A 17,927-nucleotide genomic window follows, 5' to 3' on the forward strand; every position below is an offset into this window, starting at 1 on the left:
GTTCTCCTTAAATAAAAGAAAGAGAAGAGAACAATCCTCTTCTCTTTCACTCAGTAAAGTAATTAGAATGAATCAGTTAACGCCCAAGTGATATTTCCTTGGAATGATTGTCCGGCAAACGCAGTATTTGAATCGCCGGCAGCCAATTCTAATGTCATTGAATCGATTGGCAACGCATAACCATGATCACTAATACTTGAGTCCGTCTTCGCTAACTCAGTAGTCGTTCCATCCAAGGCTAACTCCGCAACACCTGCTGTGATGCCACTGCCTACAGTAATATTTGCGGCATTGGTTGTAGTATTCGCAGAAGTAGGAGCACTAGGCGCACCCCAATCTTTCATACTTCCTACTGCAACTTTGATCTTCCCTGAGTTGATCACTTGTGCAGGAGCGACTGGGTTGGTTAAGTTAGAAGCACTGGCAGATAATGTCCACTCATTATTTGTAAGAGCAGTATCTCTTCCATCATATAACGCAACATACTTTCCGCTTGTGCCGATTGATTGTGTCAGTGCATTTCCAGCAGTATGTGTATTACCAAAATCGACAAGGTTTGGAACAAAGCGCAATTGTAATTCATCCGGATCTGGGTTGGGGTTAGGAATAAGCCCCTCTGCCTCAAATTGAACTCGTACAGGTGTGTCCAACGTATCCGCAAATCCTCCTATGCTCCCAGCAAATGCCAAACCCAGAACGGATAGGCTAGCTAAACTAACGACTAATTTTCCTTTCAAATCTTTCATTAAAAAACACTCCTTTTTTTATTCTAAACAGAAAGAAAAGTTTCTGTTTTAGCAAATAGATGACTTTCTGTTAAAATAGATCCGTGATACTGATACGCTATCTCCATTCGTTTACTTTTCACTTGGTTTTGTTAAAACCAAGGTAGAAGTCAAAAACACTGATAGATAAACACATTAGAGGAGATGCCTGACGGAAGTTGACGGTAAATGAGACCGCGATAACCCTCCATCGAATGATCGATAGCTCTATCTACTATAAAAAGAATCGCTCGCATTTCAACAATAAACAAGTAAGCGCTTTCACGAATTTAAAAAAAAGTTCTGCCCGAATATTGCCTTTTTTAAAATTTTTTTGTTATTGGTTAACAAACTAATGTAAGAGTTTCTCCATTTGATAGACCACTTGGACTCGCTGCTCAATCATGGAATCCGCATACGTATCTAGCGTCAACCGTGTAGAAGTATGCCCCAACATCGCACTCACAGATAAGATATCGCTTTGTGCTTCCAAGCAACGTGTCGCGAAGGTGTGGCGCAATTGATGAAAGTGAATGCCCTTGATCCCTGCTTGTTCACGCAACCGATGAAAGTGATACGTTAGCAAACGCGGTTCGATAGGATGATTCTTATGGGAAAAAACATACCGACTCTTCGTATTTCTTTTTTGTTGAAGCAACAGCTTCCTTAGCTTTGACCCAAAAGGAATGATCCGAACAGCCGCCTCTGTCTTAGCCGTGTCATAGAGTAGTTGTGTTTTTCGTTTCCCGACTGATAACGCGAGCCTTTGATAAGTGTGGCTCACTTGAATCACATTTCGCTCAAAATCAATATCCGACCAGCGTAAAGCGGCGATTTCCCCGATTCTTAAGCCTGTGTATAATGCTAAGTACGTTGGCAGCCCTCGTACTCCACCTTCCTTTAGAGCGGATTTTTCCAACCGCTGCTGCTCTTTTTTTGACAATGCTGGAATTTTTCTTTTCTTCTCCTTTGGCAATTGAATAGAAGAAAATGGATTTTCCTTCAAATACATCATTTTTGTTGCTCGGTTCAAGCATTGACTCACTATTTGTAGGATCACTTTCATCGTAGAGACCTTCAACCCCCGACGGCTCCACTGCTGGACCATTTCTTGACCATCCTTTGAGGTTAATTCATTTAGCTGCTGACTTCCCAAAAAGGGAAAGACATACTTCGTTAATTTGTATTGGTAATTGGCAAATGTAGCAGGCTTGACGCTGGATTGTATTTGCAGCAGCCATTGATTCCCCCACTCCTGCAGTGGGATACATAGCTCTCCCTGTGTATTTTGAATGCTTTGATAGCGAACCTTCAATGGATAGAGCTTCATACGTACTTCTTGCAATGATCGACCATACACATAGCCATACTTTACTTGTCCGTTAGCCTTACGACCTTTTCGATACCGACCTTCCCAACGGCCATCCTTTCTTCGATAGATATTCTCTCCTCTGCGCATACGATTTCCCCTTTTCTTTGACGGCGAAATTGACGCTCTATATATAGGGTCTTTTCTCCGTTTTTTAATTGTTCATTGTATATACCGATACTTTTTATTTAGCAAAAAATGAACTTTAATAACTTTTCGCCAAAAAAACATTGAAATGTGACTTTAATTAACTTATAATTACGTCGACAGTTAAAAATAATCTGATTTTCGTTTTTTAAACTTAACTTTTTCACTTGGTTTTAACAATACTAAGAAATTTTTCATTATAATTATTACTTAGGTAAGTTTCAGCTTAAAAAGTATCTCCTCATATTTGAGGGGATATTTTTTATGTATTCATTGGTCCGTTTATTCTTACTAACGCTATGTATGTCTAGTAATATACCGTGTGAAAACTTATCGTTGGTTTACAAAATAATCGTAGATGTATATAGATAAAACTTTATTTTCGACAAATAAAAAAGGCATATCCGATGGATATACCAAAATAATGATGGTTTAATTTATAATTATTTATTAATCTGACCTTCTTCAGAAAAACGAGCGTGCTATTCATACTATTGGGAACGGGTAAAAAAAATGAGACGCCGATTGTTACCGACTGTCTCATACAAGATTATAAATTTTTGACTTCCCCATATGTCATGATCAATGAATGGTTTCCTAGGATTTTTTTCTCTTCAATTTTCAGCAAAAAATCCATACCCTAAGGTAAGCTTCTGTCCATTTCTTTTAACCGCTTTTTCTTAGAGAATTTCCGCTTATGGTCTTTCAAAACGAAATGGAGCGACGGGATAACCTACTTCATTAAAAAGAACTACATCGGGTGCATTCTCCCAAGCATAAGAAATTTTATGACTGCTTGAGGTTGTTTCAATGAAAATTTTGTTTTTCTCCAAAGTTAGTTTTTTAATGGATGTATCAAGTTCGAAAATTTGATGATCCTGCAATTCGAGTGAATTGGCGTATTCTACCTCAATACTGAGTCCCGCTTCACACCAATCAGCAATTTTTGCGACAGGCGCGCTAGGATAATATACCTTGTCTACTATCTCACCCACTCTTTGTCCCAAAAGAGCTTTTTCTTTAGGATGAATATCATCTACTTCACCACAATCAAGTCCTGTGATTAAAAAGAGATTGTCCAAATCTTGAATCGCTTGCGCTTGGGCCCGTCTCACAGTCGCCCAATCATGCTGAGGTTTATCCTGACACAAAGGAAGCTGGATGATATAGAAGGGAACTTGTTCCATTAAATCCTTGCGCCAGCGATGAATCAATCGATTAAGCAGGACGGAATAAAGATGTCCTTTAGCGGTGTCCTCTTCTCCCTGATACCAGATGACTGCTGAAAAGCTGAAGGGCGCAATTCGTTTAAACATTGTTTGATATAACCCTCCAGGCCGATTGAAGAGATAGGGATTTGCTGGTGGTGGCCAAGGAGAATGACCGATCTGTTGTTTAATTTCTCCTAAGGTCAACTCAGGATGCTCTCTTATCCACATAGCTCTTTTTTCCGAATACTGTTGATAGGATTGAATATATTCCTTGAATTCCTCGTCAAAGCTTTTTTTATTTCGACCCTCTATTGCTTTAGAAAAAGGACTCATGATCTCTTCATTCAGCACTGCTTCCTCCGTCAGATCTTCTTCGCTGATCCAACAACTAGCACTCGTCCCCCCTTTACTGCAAACAACGATTCCAATAATTCGATCGGGATGATTCTTCTTATGCTCTTTCATTGAGTAATAAGCGATCGCTGATAGCTCACCCAAATTGTCAGAAGTCAGTTTTTGCCAGTTGCCATGTGCTTCTTCTTCTATTTTGAGCTCATACTCAGGCGTATCTACTACGTGAAAAAAGATTTTTTCATCACTGATACTTGAGCGCTCTTCTAAAAAATGCTTTTCCTCTGCCATTGTATATTGCATATTTGATTGCCCGGCGAAGAGAAATACATCCCCATATTGCACTGAAAATTCTTTTGATTCTTCTTCTGCAATAATTCGTATCCTCATAGAGGTTCCATAATCTTGCGGAGGTAAAATAAATGAAAACTCACCTTTGTGATCGCTCCGTCCTTCCAAAATCAAGGTGTCTGCAATTAGCTTGATTGTCTGATTTGGTAATGTTCTGCCACCAACAATATGATTCTTTTCTGCTTGAAAAACCGCATTGTCAGTAACTAATGGATTCATTTTTAACATAGTTCTCAATTCCTTTTTATTTAAAATTATAATGATGGATTGTTTTTCTTAGCAATACGTTTTCTATTGTTTCTGTCAAGTCGGGTTGAAACATGTTTCTACATCTATATTCAGTTTGAAATTTGTTACTTTTATTGTTACGATAGTTTTAGGAAGACGAAGAAAGGCGGTACAATCAATGCAAAACATTGAAGAAGCAATCACGATTCACTATACTAAGATGTCAAAAACAGATAAAAAGATTTTTGAAAATATCATGGCGGACCCGCCAAAATTTGTCGGACTCTCTATTCACGATATGGCGAATCGCTTTGATGTTAGTTCACCAACAGTTTTACGAGCAATCAAAAAAATCGGTTATAGCGGATATCCTGAATTTAAGTTAGCCTTGGATGCATTTGTAACAGAGAAAAAGCAGGAAGAAACGCCTGTTAAACATTCTTTATTTCAAGAAATTATTGGTACCTATGAACGCTCCTTTGCCAAATTAAAAAAAGAAAACATGGAGAAGGACCTTATTGAGGTCGTCGAGTGGATGATGGATTCACAGGATGTAAAATGTGTGGGCTTTGATAATACTGGTTTGGCCGCACAACAACTCGTTTATTCATTATACTCTCAAGGCGTTTTCTATGAAGCGATCACTACAGAGACACAGATGCATTATTTGAGTCAAACGATAAAAAAAGATTGGGTCTACATCATTTACTCTGTAACAGGCATGGCTCTCTACAGTGAGTTAATAGAAGCCGCAAATTCGGCGGGAGCAAAAACTATCCTAATCACAATGAATAAAGACGCTGAAATTGCTGATCAAGCAACGAAAACCTTTGTTTTACCAGCCGCTTCAACTTACTTAAGAGATGACGGTTCTTTGAGACAATTAGATGTTCGCTTTGAGCTATTTCTATTTTCTGAAATCATCTCTTACTATTATAATTGGGTAAGCGACCAACGAGAACAAATGATGGATTAGAAAAGACCGTAAAAAACGCGAATTTGTTTTTTACGGTCTTTATTGAAGAAAATCCAACGAATTCTTTTAAACAATTTTTCTTATTCGTTTACTTGAATAGCTGCTAATTCTTCGCCCCTTTTTCTGCATAACTCATATCATTGACTGATTCTACTTTCCATTTTCCGTCATGATAGATAGCTTTTGAAATACTTGCATTTTCTAACCCAGACATTGGAATTTTACTAGAGACACTCGCATCTAGTTCATTTAGCAGTGTCGCTAAAGTCATTCCGTGAGAAACAATTAAAATTGATTCATCGCCATTTTCACTTGCTTTGTTTACGATCTCCTTCAATGCTTCAGTAGAACGCTTCGCAACTGTTTCATAATCTTCAGCCGGCCAGTTACTATCTTCTTGAACATTTTCTTTGTCGATCTCCGCTAGATCATCTGAGAGTTCTTTAATGAACCCTGTATAGCCGCCACCTTCATTCGCTGCTTTTTTTGTATATTCATCTGCAGAAAGATTCTTTCTCTCGGCAATCGCTTTTACCGATTCTGCACCTGACGTGGCTTCAAAGGTACCGAAGTTGAACTCACGTAGACGTTTGTCCTTGAGAACCTTTTCTTTTTGCCCTGCATTATCCATAATAATTTCGGCTGTTTCAATAGCACGTCCGCTGTCGCTGCTATATACTTTGTCGAACTTAATAGTATCCCCAATCCCTTTGCCAACATCCTCCGCCACTTCAATGCCTGCTGGTGTTAATGGCGAGTCACTCCACCCTTGTGATCTTCCAGTTGTATTCAACATTGTTTTTCCGTGTCGGGTGAAATAAACCGTGACTTCTTCCCTCTCTGTTGATGGTACCTCAGTAGAACCCGTACTTTCTCCACTAGACGAACAACCGGACAGTATCCCTATGGATAATAGACCAATAACAATTTTTTTGGCTAGATTCATTCGTTTCTCCTTTCACAGCTACAGTGTTTCCCCATTACTCTCAATTACTTGCTTAAACCAATTGAAGCTTTTCTTTTTGTATCGCTTTAAGTCCATTAGATCTGTTTCATCGCGATTTACATAAATAAAGCCATAGCGTTTCTTCATTTCTCCTTGTGAGCTGAGGATATCGATCGGTCCCCAGGTAAGAAAGCCCATCAAATCAACGCCGTCCTCCGCGACTGCCAATTTCAGCTGTTCAACATGATCCCGCAAATAATCAATTCGATAATCATCTGCAACAGTCAGATCGTCATTCAAGCTTTCTTTGACTCCAATCCCACACTCCACTGTAAATACGGGCATTTTGTAACGATCATACAGTTCCTTTGCCGCTAATCGTAATCCCTTTGGATCAATGATCCAACCCCATTCACTCACACCCAAAAACTCATTTTTCGGTTGTGTGCCATCTAGAAAAGAATCTAAAAAAGAATTAACGGTAATATCTGCACCTGTTTTAGCCATTGCGCTTTGATAATAGCTAAATGGTAAAAAGTCTACCACTCCTTCTTTTAGATACTGTTTATCACCAGCAGTGATTTCTGGCATAATCCCATTTTTCTCCCAATCATGAAGCAAATCTTGCGGGTATTCCCCATAAACAAAAACATCCGTTGATTGATAGGTCATTCTACGATTTGCAATTTGTGCACTCAAGATCGCATCAGGATTACAGGTTTCTGGATAGAATGGAGAGAAGGCGACCATCCCCCCTACCTTTGCGTGGGGGGCAAACGCTTTGACTAAGTGCTTCACTGATGCTGAGGCTAAGAATGAATGATGCTGCGCCTGTGCTTCATACTTCGCCAATTCTTTAGGGTCAATACCCGCTGGTAATAGATCGCTCGTCAATGTATAGGCGACATTTTGCTCATTGATGGGGATATAGTAATTCACTTTTTTACCAAAATGTTTGATAACGACTTCCGCATATTCCTGATAAGCTTCTAAAACTTTTCTCGATTGCCAGCCCCCATATTTTTCAGCCAACGCATCTGGCAGGTCAAAATGATACAAACAAACGATCGGTTCAATCTGATGAGCGAGCAATTCATCGATCACACGCTCATAGAAGTCCAAGCCTGCTTGATTTACCTTTCCTTCACCATCAGGTAAAATACGCGCCCAGCTTATTGAAAAGCGATACGAATTGAAACCCATTTCAGCAAATAGTGCGATGTCTTCTTTATAGTGATGATAAAAGTCTATGCCGTTTTCCCAATCAGATGACGTTTTTGCATACGTTCGTTTCTTTTTTGTATCGTATACAGTGAGACCTTTTCCATCCTCATCCCAAGCACCTTCAGTCTGCATACTTGAGACAGAGCCTCCCCACATAAAATTCTCTTTAAATGTAGTCATAATCATTCTCCTCAATTTCGAATACAATTTGTTCCTATCGGTTAAGCAACTTCTTCATCCTCTTTCCAGAAGAAATAGACAAGACCAAAAGATAGAACAAGAGTGACGATAATTCCAATCACTAATCCATAAAATCCTTGATCGATTCCATTTGGCCCGATGACACTTGGCAGCAAGAAGATTCCTGCGATCAGCGCATAGCCTTTTGTCCCCATCAAACCAACAATCAATCCGCCGACAACAGCACTAACACATCCTAGAATAAATGGTCTTCTTCTAGGTAAATTAATTCCATAAATCGCTGGCTCTGTAACTCCAAAAATCCCAGAGATAAACGCTGGGTAGGTCAGCGCCTTCAATTTCTTATCCTTCGTTTTCAACATAACTGCCAAAACTGCTCCAACCTGACCAAATATCCCGATGGTCGTCGCTGGAATCGTCATATCATAGCCGAGTACCGCCAAATTATTCAACGTGATCGGAACGATCCCCCAATGGATTCCAAAGATCGTACAAATCTGCATCACACCTGCTAATACAGCAGAAGTAACGACTGGGCTCAGGTTATACAAAGCTTGTGTTCCTGCGCCAAAGAGCTGTGAAGCCCATGTTGCGATCGGTCCAATAATGATGAAAGTTAATGGAATGACGATCAACAGTGTTCCAGCAGGTACGAAGAAGGATTTCACAACATCAGGGACCATTTTTTTCAGTCTACCTTCCACTTTAGCAGCAATCCAAGTAGCGATAATAATCGGAATAACACTTGACGCATAGCTCATCAAGATGACTGGTATACCTAAGAAGGTCAAATGAACAGGCGATTCAATTATTGTTCCAGAAAATAAAGTATAAAGTGGTTTTTCCGCCATGATTCCAGCGAGTGTCGGATAAACCATTGATGTCCCAATCGCCATACCAATAAGAACATTTCCCTTAAATTTTTGTGCCGCTGTATAGCCTAAGAACACTGGGAAAAAATAAAAGAAACAATCTCCGATAACCGTTAGAATCTGATAGGTTGCAGAAGTCATGGTTAATAACCCAGTCGCTACAAATACCGTACTTAATCCCTTGATCATCCCAGTTGCAGCTAAAATACCTAAGGTTGGTGTAAACACGCCTGAAACTAGATCAATGAAACGGTCGAAAATCGAGGCGTTCTTGTTTTCTTTTTTTGTATCGTCGGCACTTTTTTCTTCATTAATAGTAAAAATGGTGTTGATATCGTTATAAACATCGCCAACAGAATTGCCAATAACCACTTGATATTGTCCACCGCTTTGAACCACAGATACTACTCCATCAGTACGTTTTAAGATATCCGTATTCGCTTTCCCTTCATCCTTTAATTTGAATCGAAGGCGAGTCATACAATGACTCAGGTCAATAACGTTCTCTTTTCCCCCAACATTTTGCACGATCGTACGTGCCAATTCTTCATATTTCATTGTTCATTATCCTTTCCATATTTATCATTCAATTAGTTGAAAAATAAGTGCATTTACTTGTTTTCGTATACCTTTTACCGAACCTAAGCCGCCGACATAAACCCTTTTTCATCGAAAAACACTTTACTCATATGTAAACTCCTTTCGTCATTTTAGAAACTTATTACTTAATATTCAAAACATATGAAATATATTACATTTTCATGATAGCGGTTTCCAGATTGGTTGTCAATAGATTTTGAAATTTTTATCTGTATTAATCTTAAACATGTAATTAATTACAAACATCTAGAGGAATGACTTCTTTCTTTATCAAAATTTTTACTATTCTAAAAAAAGCTCTTCTAAACAAAAAAAGAGACGCCAATATCTATCAGCTATCTCGCATAAAATTATATTTTTTTGTGTATCTATGAACCGATGACCAATAAAACCTATCCTATGTTAATAGCTCCCCCTTGTGCTAAGCCTTGACTAAGTAATCCTTGTCAAAGACCCCTTGTGTCAACATGTAGCCGCTCCCCCAAATTGTCTGCAGCATCTCTGGGTCGAATCCTGCGATCTGCAGCTTCATCTTGATCCGCTTTATCAAGACAGAGGTCTGCGAAAGATGCGAATTATTCGGTGCCTCGTTCCAGAGACGTGCACATAATTCTTCTCGTGAGACCACGCCGCCTTTTGAGCGAATCAGACAATCCAGCATGGTCTGTTCTCGCTTAGTCAGGCTCTTTTTCAATTGCAGAAGGTTGCCGCTTGGCATGGCTTGCTCGTTCTTATAGAGAAATACGATGTTCGTTTCATCCTTTTGATACGGTGCCAGCTTCTCTGACAGCTGCTCGCGTAAGAGATCAATCGACTGATTGCCAGACAACCAATCCACCACACCCAATTTCTTTAGATGCTCCTCTTCACTTGCGGAGGGCTTATTGCCAGATTTTCGCAACAATGCCCGTTTGTCCGACTTTAAGATCGGCAACAGCTCACGAATTTCAGAATCCGCCAGTGTCTCACTCAAGATGACTGCCTGATAATTCAACAGGTAGCCCTTCAAGGCTTCCTGCTTGGCTTCTGCCTGATAGACACTGGACTTTAAACATTCCAACAAGTCCACAGAACAAAAGACTTCGTAGTTCAGGTGTTGAAGTTGCTGCTGCAGGGGTTGCTCAATGACTAAATTCTTGGTCAAAATCAAAATAGGTTTCATTCACTTAATCCTCTCCTTTGAAACAGTCCAAGTGCAGACTTGGACTGTTCATTATCTGTTGTACTGTATGAACTGCTGATTAATAAGCGTATAGGTGTAAATGGCTAACACAAGACAGGCCATAAACAAAATTCCTAACATCACATCAACAATTAAGGCTTCTTTACTTCTTTCCTGAGCTTCTACCAATTTCTTATCAGATGGGAAGAAAAAAATGAACCCGCCTAGATAAAAGATGCTGATGATCACCGCAACAATCCCCATAAATAAACGTTCATTCTCTCCCTCCTAAGGCGTGTTGTCCAATGCCACGTCACTTTTCCTGAATACTTAGCTCCCGATAAAGCTGTAGAACCTTGAAATACGATGGCGTGCCATTGGACTATTTGTCTCTACCCAATACACCATTTCTAAACACTTTGCGGAAGCGTCCGTTGTTGCAAGGGTGGACAACGAAACGCGGGGTGTTCCAACAGAGGTATCTTAGTGAAGTCCTACAGCATAAAGAGTATAGCCTTGCCATTAAATAAAGGCTTCTAAAATAAATGATACCTTTCTAAAGTATCATTAACGAGCATTCACACTACTCTTCATTCAGTGGAGAGTAGTCTTTTTTCAAATAAAATACCCCATCATCGCAGGGATGACAGAGCTCTAAATAGTAGTAGAATCGATTTTTTTCTATTTCAAGGCTACAGGAATCATGCTCAGTAGATCAAATAGATAGTGGCATATCCAAGAAACCCAGACAGAATTTGATCGCTTCCATACGAAGTTAAGAACTAGGCGAATCGGCATCAAGGTCAATAATAATTGAAGCGGATGGAAACCATACGCCGTAGTATGCCAAAAAGCAAACAGGATAGATACGATAACAGACGCGACCTTAAAGGACAGTCCTTTGTTTTCTAACGCGATCAGCAAATTCGTAGAAAGTAGTTCTTCCCCCATCAGCATGAAGGGCACTTGGGTAAAGAGCATCATCATAGAAAGAGTCGAATCTATCGTGTTCGTGGTTGGTTTTCCTGCGATGGCGTGAAAGATAAGTCCAAATACGATCCCCGTCACCATCGTCAACGGAACACCATACAATAAGACTTTGAATTTAAAATGCTTGAACTGCTGCAGGAACTGTTCCTTGAAAAAGACAAAGCCGACGAGTCCGGCAAACACCATGTTAAACAAAAAACCAACTGGTTGGATCAGCTTGATTATCGGCGAAAGAAACACGAGTGCGACAAGGATCGTGAGACCAATCGCCAGATTTGCTCTTTTTTGACTATCCATCGTCTCCATATTTTCTTCCCCCTTAGACATATCTCACAGCTGTGCCGTAAGCAGCGACAGTCTGCATATCTGTCCCAATCGAACCTGAGTCGAAGCGCATCATCACTATAGCATCCGCGCCTAATTGCTCCGCGTTCTCTATGAGGCGTTTGATCGCAAACTCCCGCGCTTCCTCCAGCATCTCCGTATAAGCCTTAATCTCCCCACCGACGACATTTTTCAGGCTTGCGCCAATATTTTTAAACACGTTTTTGGATTGTGTCGTTAGTCCTAACACCTCACCGATAATTTCATAGTTTTGACCTGGAAAGGTTTCTGTCGTTGTCACTAGCATATGCGTAGTCCCCTTTATCATTTATTCTTACCGCTTAAAAAAAATCCGAATTGTTTCTATACGTTCTTATTTATTAAAGACAGTATAGTATGAAGCAGGTGAAACACCGTGCATATATGCTCAGACCGTTTTTGAGGATGTTGCTGGTTTGTTGATGGTTCTTGCTTTTTGTCACTGTATTTCTTTTTTTCTGTAGGAGGAAATATTTTTGAAGAGACGTTCTTAGATGGTTGTATTGGTAGGTTGATGTACTATGAGATCATGGCTTCTCCATGGATATTTTCAGAGTAAAGAAAAGCCTTCTTGTTATCTCTTTAAAAGATTTCGTATTCTGTTTTCGTTCTCTCTCTTACTTTTCAGAAAAGTTACTGCTGATTGCCCCATCAAAATAACTGGTTTTTCTCTTCTGATTACTGCTATATCAACCACTCCCTTTCTACTTTTGATTCTACATGATTTCTAAACAATTCCAAGAATTCCGAAACTTCTTATTAACATCCAAAATATTCAAATGGATTAACAAGTAAATCAACTTTCGTAGTAATAAAGCTGAATATCTCTGATATGCCGAAGAAGGGGCTGGGACATAAATCCAGCTCCATAAAAATAGGCATCAGAGAAAATCATCGATTTTCTCTGATGCCTATTTATTTTCCCTACAAATAAAGAGAACTCTCTGATAAACTTAAAGCGTCGAAACAAAAAGTCTGGAGGGTTCTCTTATGTTTAAAAATTATAACACAAATCAGGTCGTTTTACCGCTAGATTTTAAACTTGTCATTCCGGAAAATGATATTGCTAGACTCATCGATTCTTTTATTGAGAGCATCCCGGATTCAGAATTTGAGGCTTTCAAACATGATCGCGGGGCGAGCTCTTTTCACCCGCGCATGATGTTGAAGTTGCTTCTATGCGCTTACGCGCAATCAATCACCTCTGGACGTAAGATTGAAGGGTTGATGAAAGATAGTATTCGAATGATGTGGCTCGCGCAAGGGCACGAACCTAGTTACCGCACAATCAATCGGTTCAGAGTCGATTCTCGGGTGTTGCCTCTGATTCAGACTTGTTTTGTCCAACTGCGTTCGCACTTGGTAGAAACGAATCAAATAACCGAAGAAGCTATTTTTATTGATGGCACAAAAATTGAAGCTGCGGCCAATAAATACACCTTTGTTTGGAAAACTGCCATAGAGAAAAACCACAAGAATTTAGAAAAAAAATCCTTAGAAGCTTATCAAACGCTCGTCGAACAGGAGATCATCCCAACACTTGAACGGGAATCTGATGGTGAATTATCAAAAGAGGAAATTCATGCGCTCACTACTCGTTTGACTGAAACAGTCGAACAATACGACGAAGCAATTGAACAAGAACCTATCGGTTCTGTTCGTAAGCAGCTTCGCTCCAAACGCAAACTGCCAAAGGTTCAGCTCAAACATTTCCGCTCCCATCAAGAGCGTGTTCAAAAATATGAGCACCAGTATCGTATTCTAGGTGATCGCAAAAGCTATTCCAAGACAGATACAGATGCGACATTCATGCGAATGAAAGAGGATCACATGCGTAATGGGCAATTGAAAGCTGGCTATAACCTTCAAATCGCTACGAACAACCGATATGTATTAGGGTATGATCTTTTTGCGAACCCTACAGATACTCGAACCCTTCAACCCTTTTTAGAAACGTTGCAGGCGCAATTTCTCCCTTTACCCCCTTACATTGTAGCGGATGCAGGCTATGGCTCAGAAAGTAATTATCGCTTCTTTGAGGATGAGCTTCCTCAACAGACACCGTTGATTCCTTATAGCACGATGATCAAGGAACAGAGTAAGAAATGGCAAACCGACGAAAAGAAAGTCATGAACTGGGACTATTTTGAAACGGATGATTACTACGTCGATCCTAAAGGCGTTCGCTTCAACTTCAACACTTATCGTACAGAAACAGACGACTACGGATTTGAACGAGAGTTCAAAGAATATGTGGCCGAAACAAAGGATGCTAATCAGAAGAAACTACCAGAGGCATTCACACCAGGCGGCTATCGAAGAAAAATCAAAGTCAATCCGTCATTAGAATATTTCAAAGCGCAACAACGAGACTTGCTTTCAGCACCAGAAACCAGTGCAAACTATGCCCAGCGTAAGATTGACGTGGAATCAACTTTTGGTCATCTGAAGGCTTGTTTGAAATGGACACGCTTTTCCGTTCGAGGGAAAGACAAAGTAAAAAATGAAGTAGGGATCGCCTTAATGGCAGTCAATATGAAGAAAATGATGCTTAATAGGCAACATGAGAGCAATACGGGGAAATCAAGTTATAAAAAAACAGGGATCAAAATCGAAAAAGCGATTTTGATCCCTGTTTTTAGTTGAGCTTAGGATTTATGTCCCAGACCCTTCAACTGTTTTTTATTCTAAGAGAGTTCTAAGACCATCTCCTAGAAGAAAAGCTATACTATAGATCCTGGATCTGTGTCAATAAAGTGGACTCATTTATTGAGAGTTTTTTTTGAAACCAATCCACTCTCGAGTTGTTTCATGATTTCAGACAATCGTCAAACCAAAACCGTTTGACCATTCTCAGAAACCACGAAAAGAGATTCTCGTGGTTTCGTTCAAAAATTTTGCGTAGTTATTGCGCGTGCTGCCGAGCTAGATCTTCTGCCTGTTGTGGTGTTAGATAGCCAATTGCTCCATGTATTCCAAAGTTTCGAGTACCGAATTAAGCTTCGTGTTTTAATTCTAATCCTCCCTCATTTTAAATAAAGCAATTTTGGATCAGTGGAATTTTAGACTTATTTGTTGGCGCGAATTAAGCCACAGCACGTTACCTTTGCACTATTCTTTTGTTTCGTTTCTATATTTTTGTAAGGCAATTATATACTCAATGAGTTCATCTATTATTTCGCCCCAAGAAAGTGATTGAGCATATTCTCTATTAGTAATATAGTTTTGCCACAGACCTTTTTCGAAATTCTGATTGTCCTTAAGTTCATTTACCAAGTATAACCAATCCTTGAAATCTGCATCTTCAATTTGGTCATGTCGGAAAATCCAGGTTTTTTTGAATGCTTCATACAGATTTTCTAATGAAGGTTTGTTGGGATCGTTAAGAAGTAAGTGAATATCATAAAAATCTTTCATACGCGTGTTTTGAATCCCGAGTGAAAGGATTGTTTCGACTTTCTCAGCTAACACAGTTTCAATAGGATAAGAATACATAGTGATTCGCTCATTCTCTCCTTTTTGTTCTTTGAAGGTCAAATTGAAGGTAACTAATTTAGGTTCCGGCGTAACGACGTCCCCTACACTTAAATCCAAATCAAAAGCGATTTTTGCTGTACTATTACGGTGCTGCATAGTTAACTTTGCTCGAAATCCAGTATACTTTCTTTCATGTTGTGAATCGCTAAAGTTCCCAAGTTCGAATGAAACGTCATCGTTTAGATCTATAGATATTATTTCTTCCAACATTGATTTTACAGATTCTCTATCCGCAGCGATGTCCTTTACAAGTGCATCCAAATCTTTGGTCGTTCTATTTCGATTTTATAAATTGTTCCAAGTAGGAATCCACCTTTTAGAATCAATTTATCTTTGTATGGACTGGCTTGTACTCTTAACAAAAAGCGCTCAGTAGCGTAGCGAATCCGTAATTCCTCTGCACTGGCTATACTACCTTTTTTAGCTTTAATTAAGTCTCTTAGTCGATCCGAATTCATTTTATTTCACCTCGAGATCTCAAAAGAGTTAAACATTCGTCTAATCTTTTTTTTACACCTTGCTCATCAGCTATGCGGCGCAGTCTAAGTTCCTTACTTTGGGGATTATTCATATACCTTTTTACAGCATCAAACATAACCTCAGCTTCAGTGTACGAAGAAGTTTTTAGAATGTCAGCGATTGTTCGTTCAGGAGTGGTAACTCTTACTTGATTTCCAAAAGTAGTCTCAAAAGTTTCTATTTCGGAAGACTTTATCTCATTATTTCTTACTATATCAATCGAATCGTTTCCTGAGTAATGGACGATTACTCTAACTTTGTTATGAAAAGTACTTGGTGCCTTTGATACAGTCAGATGAGGGCTTTCTCCATCCCACACAAATAATTGGTTAAGGTTGTAGGTCTTCGGTAAACTCATGATTGTAGTTTTAGGAATGACATCTGTTAAATCATGGAAATATAAAGCAGTTTCGTGTGAAATTACGGCTTTTGAATATTGTTGTTGAAAAATGTAGACTCCATCTAAACTATTTTTGGGTGAAATATATAAACTTCCACCATACATAGATTGAAATCCATACTTCGATAGAAATTGTTTTGATTTATAATGTGAAAGCCCGACTTTGTCCAATCTTTTTTTGACAATGATTCCCTTTGAATCAGCAACTAATTTCAAAAAGGTAAATTCGTCAGTATCTTCAGCAGGAAGCTCATCAAAATCAATATAGCGACTTAATCGATCGCCCAGCGTAAGTTGTTCTAAAAATTCTTGTACATCTTTCAAGGCTTCAGGGTTCATTTCTTTTACTGTATCTAAAAGCCTATTAATTTGTTCTGAGTGATTGAGATTACTTCTGTTAGTCATAAGCACCCCTCTTTCTTCTAACTAGATGATTTCCGTACTATATATTTAATCGTTTGAAAAATTGGGAAATACCTCTATTTATTTTAACACAAAACTACAATTAGTTGTGAATATATAGTTAGTGATTTAAAAGTTTAATTATTGTTCTTCAATTTTTGTCGCTTTTATTTTGTCGAAGTTGATGAACACCAGACTTTTACGTATTTTTTACAAGAAAAAAGGAGCCACGAGTAATCACGACTCCCAAGGACCTCATCATTAACTTTAATTTTCGTAAAGGACTAAAATGAGACATCCTTGCTTATGGCTAAAGAGCTGCCAGACAAGATTTCTTCAACTGGGAGATTTTCTGATTGGATAAATATTAAATCTCTTGCGATTGGTTCAGGGAAAATTTTTGATTTAAGCGCAGCCGAAGATTCTTAGAATTTCTATCTATATGCTCGTGGTTTTAAATATTGTTACCACAATAAAGATTTTTAAGAAAAATCAATCATCACCTCTCTAATTGGAATAAACATCATTAATAAGATTTATATTTCCATGAAAAATGGATTTTGTTTGACTTAGGTTACGTACTAGATTAATTCTGAGTCATCCTTTGGACCATCAGGAAAACTTCTAGTCATTACAACATCAAATTTTTGAAAATCACTAAAAGTTACACTTAATCTTCTCCTAATACTTTATACAAGCGATTAGTACACATTATGAAGTCACGAGAATATCTTAATTCCTCTATTCTCTTTGATAAGTCTATTTCTTTCATTTTGGACACTATATTATTGAATGACTCCAATTCTTCTTTAAGTTCATCAATAACATCTTCCTCGAAAGAGTAATCTATCCCATCTTCATTCATAAATGCAGTTTCATCCACAGCATTTCCGTTCTTCTTATTTACGTCTTTATAGAATTTACATAAAAAATCAATATTTTCTTCATTCATTATTTCAACTTTCTCCCCTTGGCTTTTTTTTTAAGCCAATTATCCTCATTATGAGTACCATCTAAATTTAATACATCCACTGCTTCATTGCGTTTATTAAAGACCTCAAGGTGATCATTGTGGTTACTATCTAAATAGTATTGATCCCCTTTCTCCAAACCGTATTTCTTTAATTTTTTACTATTTACTTTATAATCGGTGTAACTTAGCTCTGCGACCCCTTTGAGGCCGTTAATCTGTGTCTTTCGCTAAGAAAGAATATAAATAAACGCAGTTTGCTTCTATTTATAAAAAATCCCAATCACCATTTGTTGAACAGTTGGTGATTGGGTAACATCAAAGACTAAACTATTTTTCCACTA

The 17,927-nt window shown here is 38.6% G+C and carries 17 protein-coding genes; 3 read left to right on the top strand and 14 right to left on the bottom strand.

Features of this window, described 5'->3' with window-relative positions; translation table 11 throughout:
• Window positions 1–62 precede the first annotated feature (62 nt).
• The 3 genes from J9537_RS17825 to J9537_RS17835 all read right to left on the bottom strand — a co-directional run bounded on the left by J9537_RS17825 (window position 63) and on the right by J9537_RS17835 (window position 4,421).
• Window positions 63–746 carry a WxL domain-containing protein gene (locus J9537_RS17825; RefSeq protein WP_028020192.1) on the bottom strand — a complete coding sequence of 228 codons (684 nt, stop codon included), beginning with the start codon at window positions 744–746 and terminating at the stop codon, window positions 63–65.
• A 370-nt stretch (window positions 747–1,116) separates the two neighbouring features.
• Entirely contained in the window at window positions 1,117–2,223 is a 1,107-nt protein-coding gene (locus J9537_RS17830; protein ID WP_218257375.1) for a tyrosine-type recombinase/integrase, read from the bottom strand.
• Window positions 2,224–2,975: 752 nt separating this feature from the next.
• A complete protein-coding gene (locus J9537_RS17835; RefSeq protein WP_218257376.1) occupies window positions 2,976–4,421 on the bottom strand; it encodes a sialate O-acetylesterase in 1,446 nt (481 codons plus the stop codon).
• A gap of 178 nt (window positions 4,422–4,599) precedes the next feature.
• Here J9537_RS17835 and J9537_RS17840 point away from each other — a divergent pair, with 178 nt between their 5' ends.
• Window positions 4,600–5,397, top strand: a complete 798-nt coding sequence (locus tag J9537_RS17840) for a MurR/RpiR family transcriptional regulator (RefSeq protein WP_218257377.1) — start codon at window positions 4,600–4,602, stop codon at window positions 5,395–5,397.
• 103 nt (window positions 5,398–5,500) lie between these two features.
• On the opposite strand, the gene J9537_RS17845 is transcribed toward J9537_RS17840, so the two are convergent.
• From J9537_RS17845 to J9537_RS17875, 7 genes are all read right to left on the bottom strand, one after another.
• The gene (locus tag J9537_RS17845) at window positions 5,501–6,343 is read right to left on the bottom strand and encodes a histidine phosphatase family protein (protein ID WP_218257378.1); all 843 of its coding nucleotides are present in this window, start codon (window positions 6,341–6,343) and stop codon (window positions 5,501–5,503) included.
• Window positions 6,344–6,361: 18 nt separating this feature from the next.
• Window positions 6,362–7,747: a glycoside hydrolase family 1 protein gene (locus tag J9537_RS17850; RefSeq protein ID WP_218257379.1), complete on the bottom strand. Its 1,386-nt coding sequence runs from the start codon at window positions 7,745–7,747 to the stop codon at window positions 6,362–6,364.
• Between the two features lie 41 nt (window positions 7,748–7,788).
• The gene (locus tag J9537_RS17855) at window positions 7,789–9,198 is read right to left on the bottom strand and encodes a PTS transporter subunit EIIC (protein ID WP_218257380.1); all 1,410 of its coding nucleotides are present in this window, start codon (window positions 9,196–9,198) and stop codon (window positions 7,789–7,791) included.
• A gap of 463 nt (window positions 9,199–9,661) precedes the next feature.
• On the bottom strand, window positions 9,662–10,402 hold the full coding sequence (locus tag J9537_RS17860; protein WP_218257381.1) for a winged helix-turn-helix domain-containing protein: 741 nt from the start codon (window positions 10,400–10,402) through the stop codon (window positions 9,662–9,664).
• Between the two features lie 51 nt (window positions 10,403–10,453).
• Window positions 10,454–10,666: a hypothetical protein gene (locus J9537_RS17865; protein WP_218257382.1), complete on the bottom strand. Its 213-nt coding sequence runs from the start codon at window positions 10,664–10,666 to the stop codon at window positions 10,454–10,456.
• 417 nt (window positions 10,667–11,083) lie between these two features.
• Window positions 11,084–11,698 (bottom strand): CPBP family intramembrane glutamic endopeptidase, encoded by a 615-nt coding sequence (locus J9537_RS17870; RefSeq protein ID WP_218257383.1) that lies wholly within the window; start codon window positions 11,696–11,698, stop codon window positions 11,084–11,086.
• A 13-nt stretch (window positions 11,699–11,711) separates the two neighbouring features.
• Entirely contained in the window at window positions 11,712–12,023 is a 312-nt protein-coding gene (locus J9537_RS17875; protein ID WP_218257384.1) for a heavy metal-binding domain-containing protein, read from the bottom strand.
• A gap of 722 nt (window positions 12,024–12,745) precedes the next feature.
• Here J9537_RS17875 and J9537_RS17880 point away from each other — a divergent pair.
• The gene (locus tag J9537_RS17880; protein ID WP_245001324.1) at window positions 12,746–14,401 is read left to right on the top strand and encodes an IS1182 family transposase; all 1,656 of its coding nucleotides are present in this window, start codon (window positions 12,746–12,748) and stop codon (window positions 14,399–14,401) included.
• A 465-nt stretch (window positions 14,402–14,866) separates the two neighbouring features.
• Here J9537_RS17880 and J9537_RS17885 read toward each other — a convergent pair whose 3' ends face one another.
• The 3 genes from J9537_RS17885 to J9537_RS17895 are packed head-to-tail and all read right to left on the bottom strand — an operon-like array spanning window position 14,867 to window position 16,616.
• On the bottom strand, window positions 14,867–15,553 hold the full coding sequence (locus tag J9537_RS17885; protein WP_218257385.1) for a nucleotidyl transferase AbiEii/AbiGii toxin family protein: 687 nt from the start codon (window positions 15,551–15,553) through the stop codon (window positions 14,867–14,869).
• Window positions 15,538–15,750, bottom strand: a complete 213-nt coding sequence (locus J9537_RS17890) for a hypothetical protein (protein WP_218257386.1) — start codon at window positions 15,748–15,750, stop codon at window positions 15,538–15,540. The genes J9537_RS17885 and J9537_RS17890 overlap by 16 nt, the downstream gene beginning before the upstream one ends.
• Window positions 15,747–16,616 carry a type IV toxin-antitoxin system AbiEi family antitoxin domain-containing protein gene (locus J9537_RS17895; protein ID WP_218257387.1) on the bottom strand — a complete coding sequence of 290 codons (870 nt, stop codon included), beginning with the start codon at window positions 16,614–16,616 and terminating at the stop codon, window positions 15,747–15,749. Before J9537_RS17895 ends, J9537_RS17890 begins: the two co-directional genes overlap by 4 nt.
• A gap of 303 nt (window positions 16,617–16,919) precedes the next feature.
• Here J9537_RS17895 and J9537_RS20820 point away from each other — a divergent pair, with 303 nt between their 5' ends.
• Window positions 16,920–17,042: a hypothetical protein gene (locus J9537_RS20820; RefSeq protein ID WP_280640442.1), complete on the top strand. Its 123-nt coding sequence runs from the start codon at window positions 16,920–16,922 to the stop codon at window positions 17,040–17,042.
• Window positions 17,043–17,283: 241 nt separating this feature from the next.
• Here J9537_RS20820 and J9537_RS17900 read toward each other — a convergent pair whose 3' ends face one another.
• The gene (locus tag J9537_RS17900; protein ID WP_218257388.1) at window positions 17,284–17,565 is read right to left on the bottom strand and encodes a hypothetical protein; all 282 of its coding nucleotides are present in this window, start codon (window positions 17,563–17,565) and stop codon (window positions 17,284–17,286) included.
• Between the last annotated feature and the right edge of the window lie 362 nt (window positions 17,566–17,927).

The organism is Enterococcus raffinosus (assembly GCF_019175485.1).
Lineage (GTDB): Bacteria > Bacillota > Bacilli > Lactobacillales > Enterococcaceae > Enterococcus_A > Enterococcus_A raffinosus.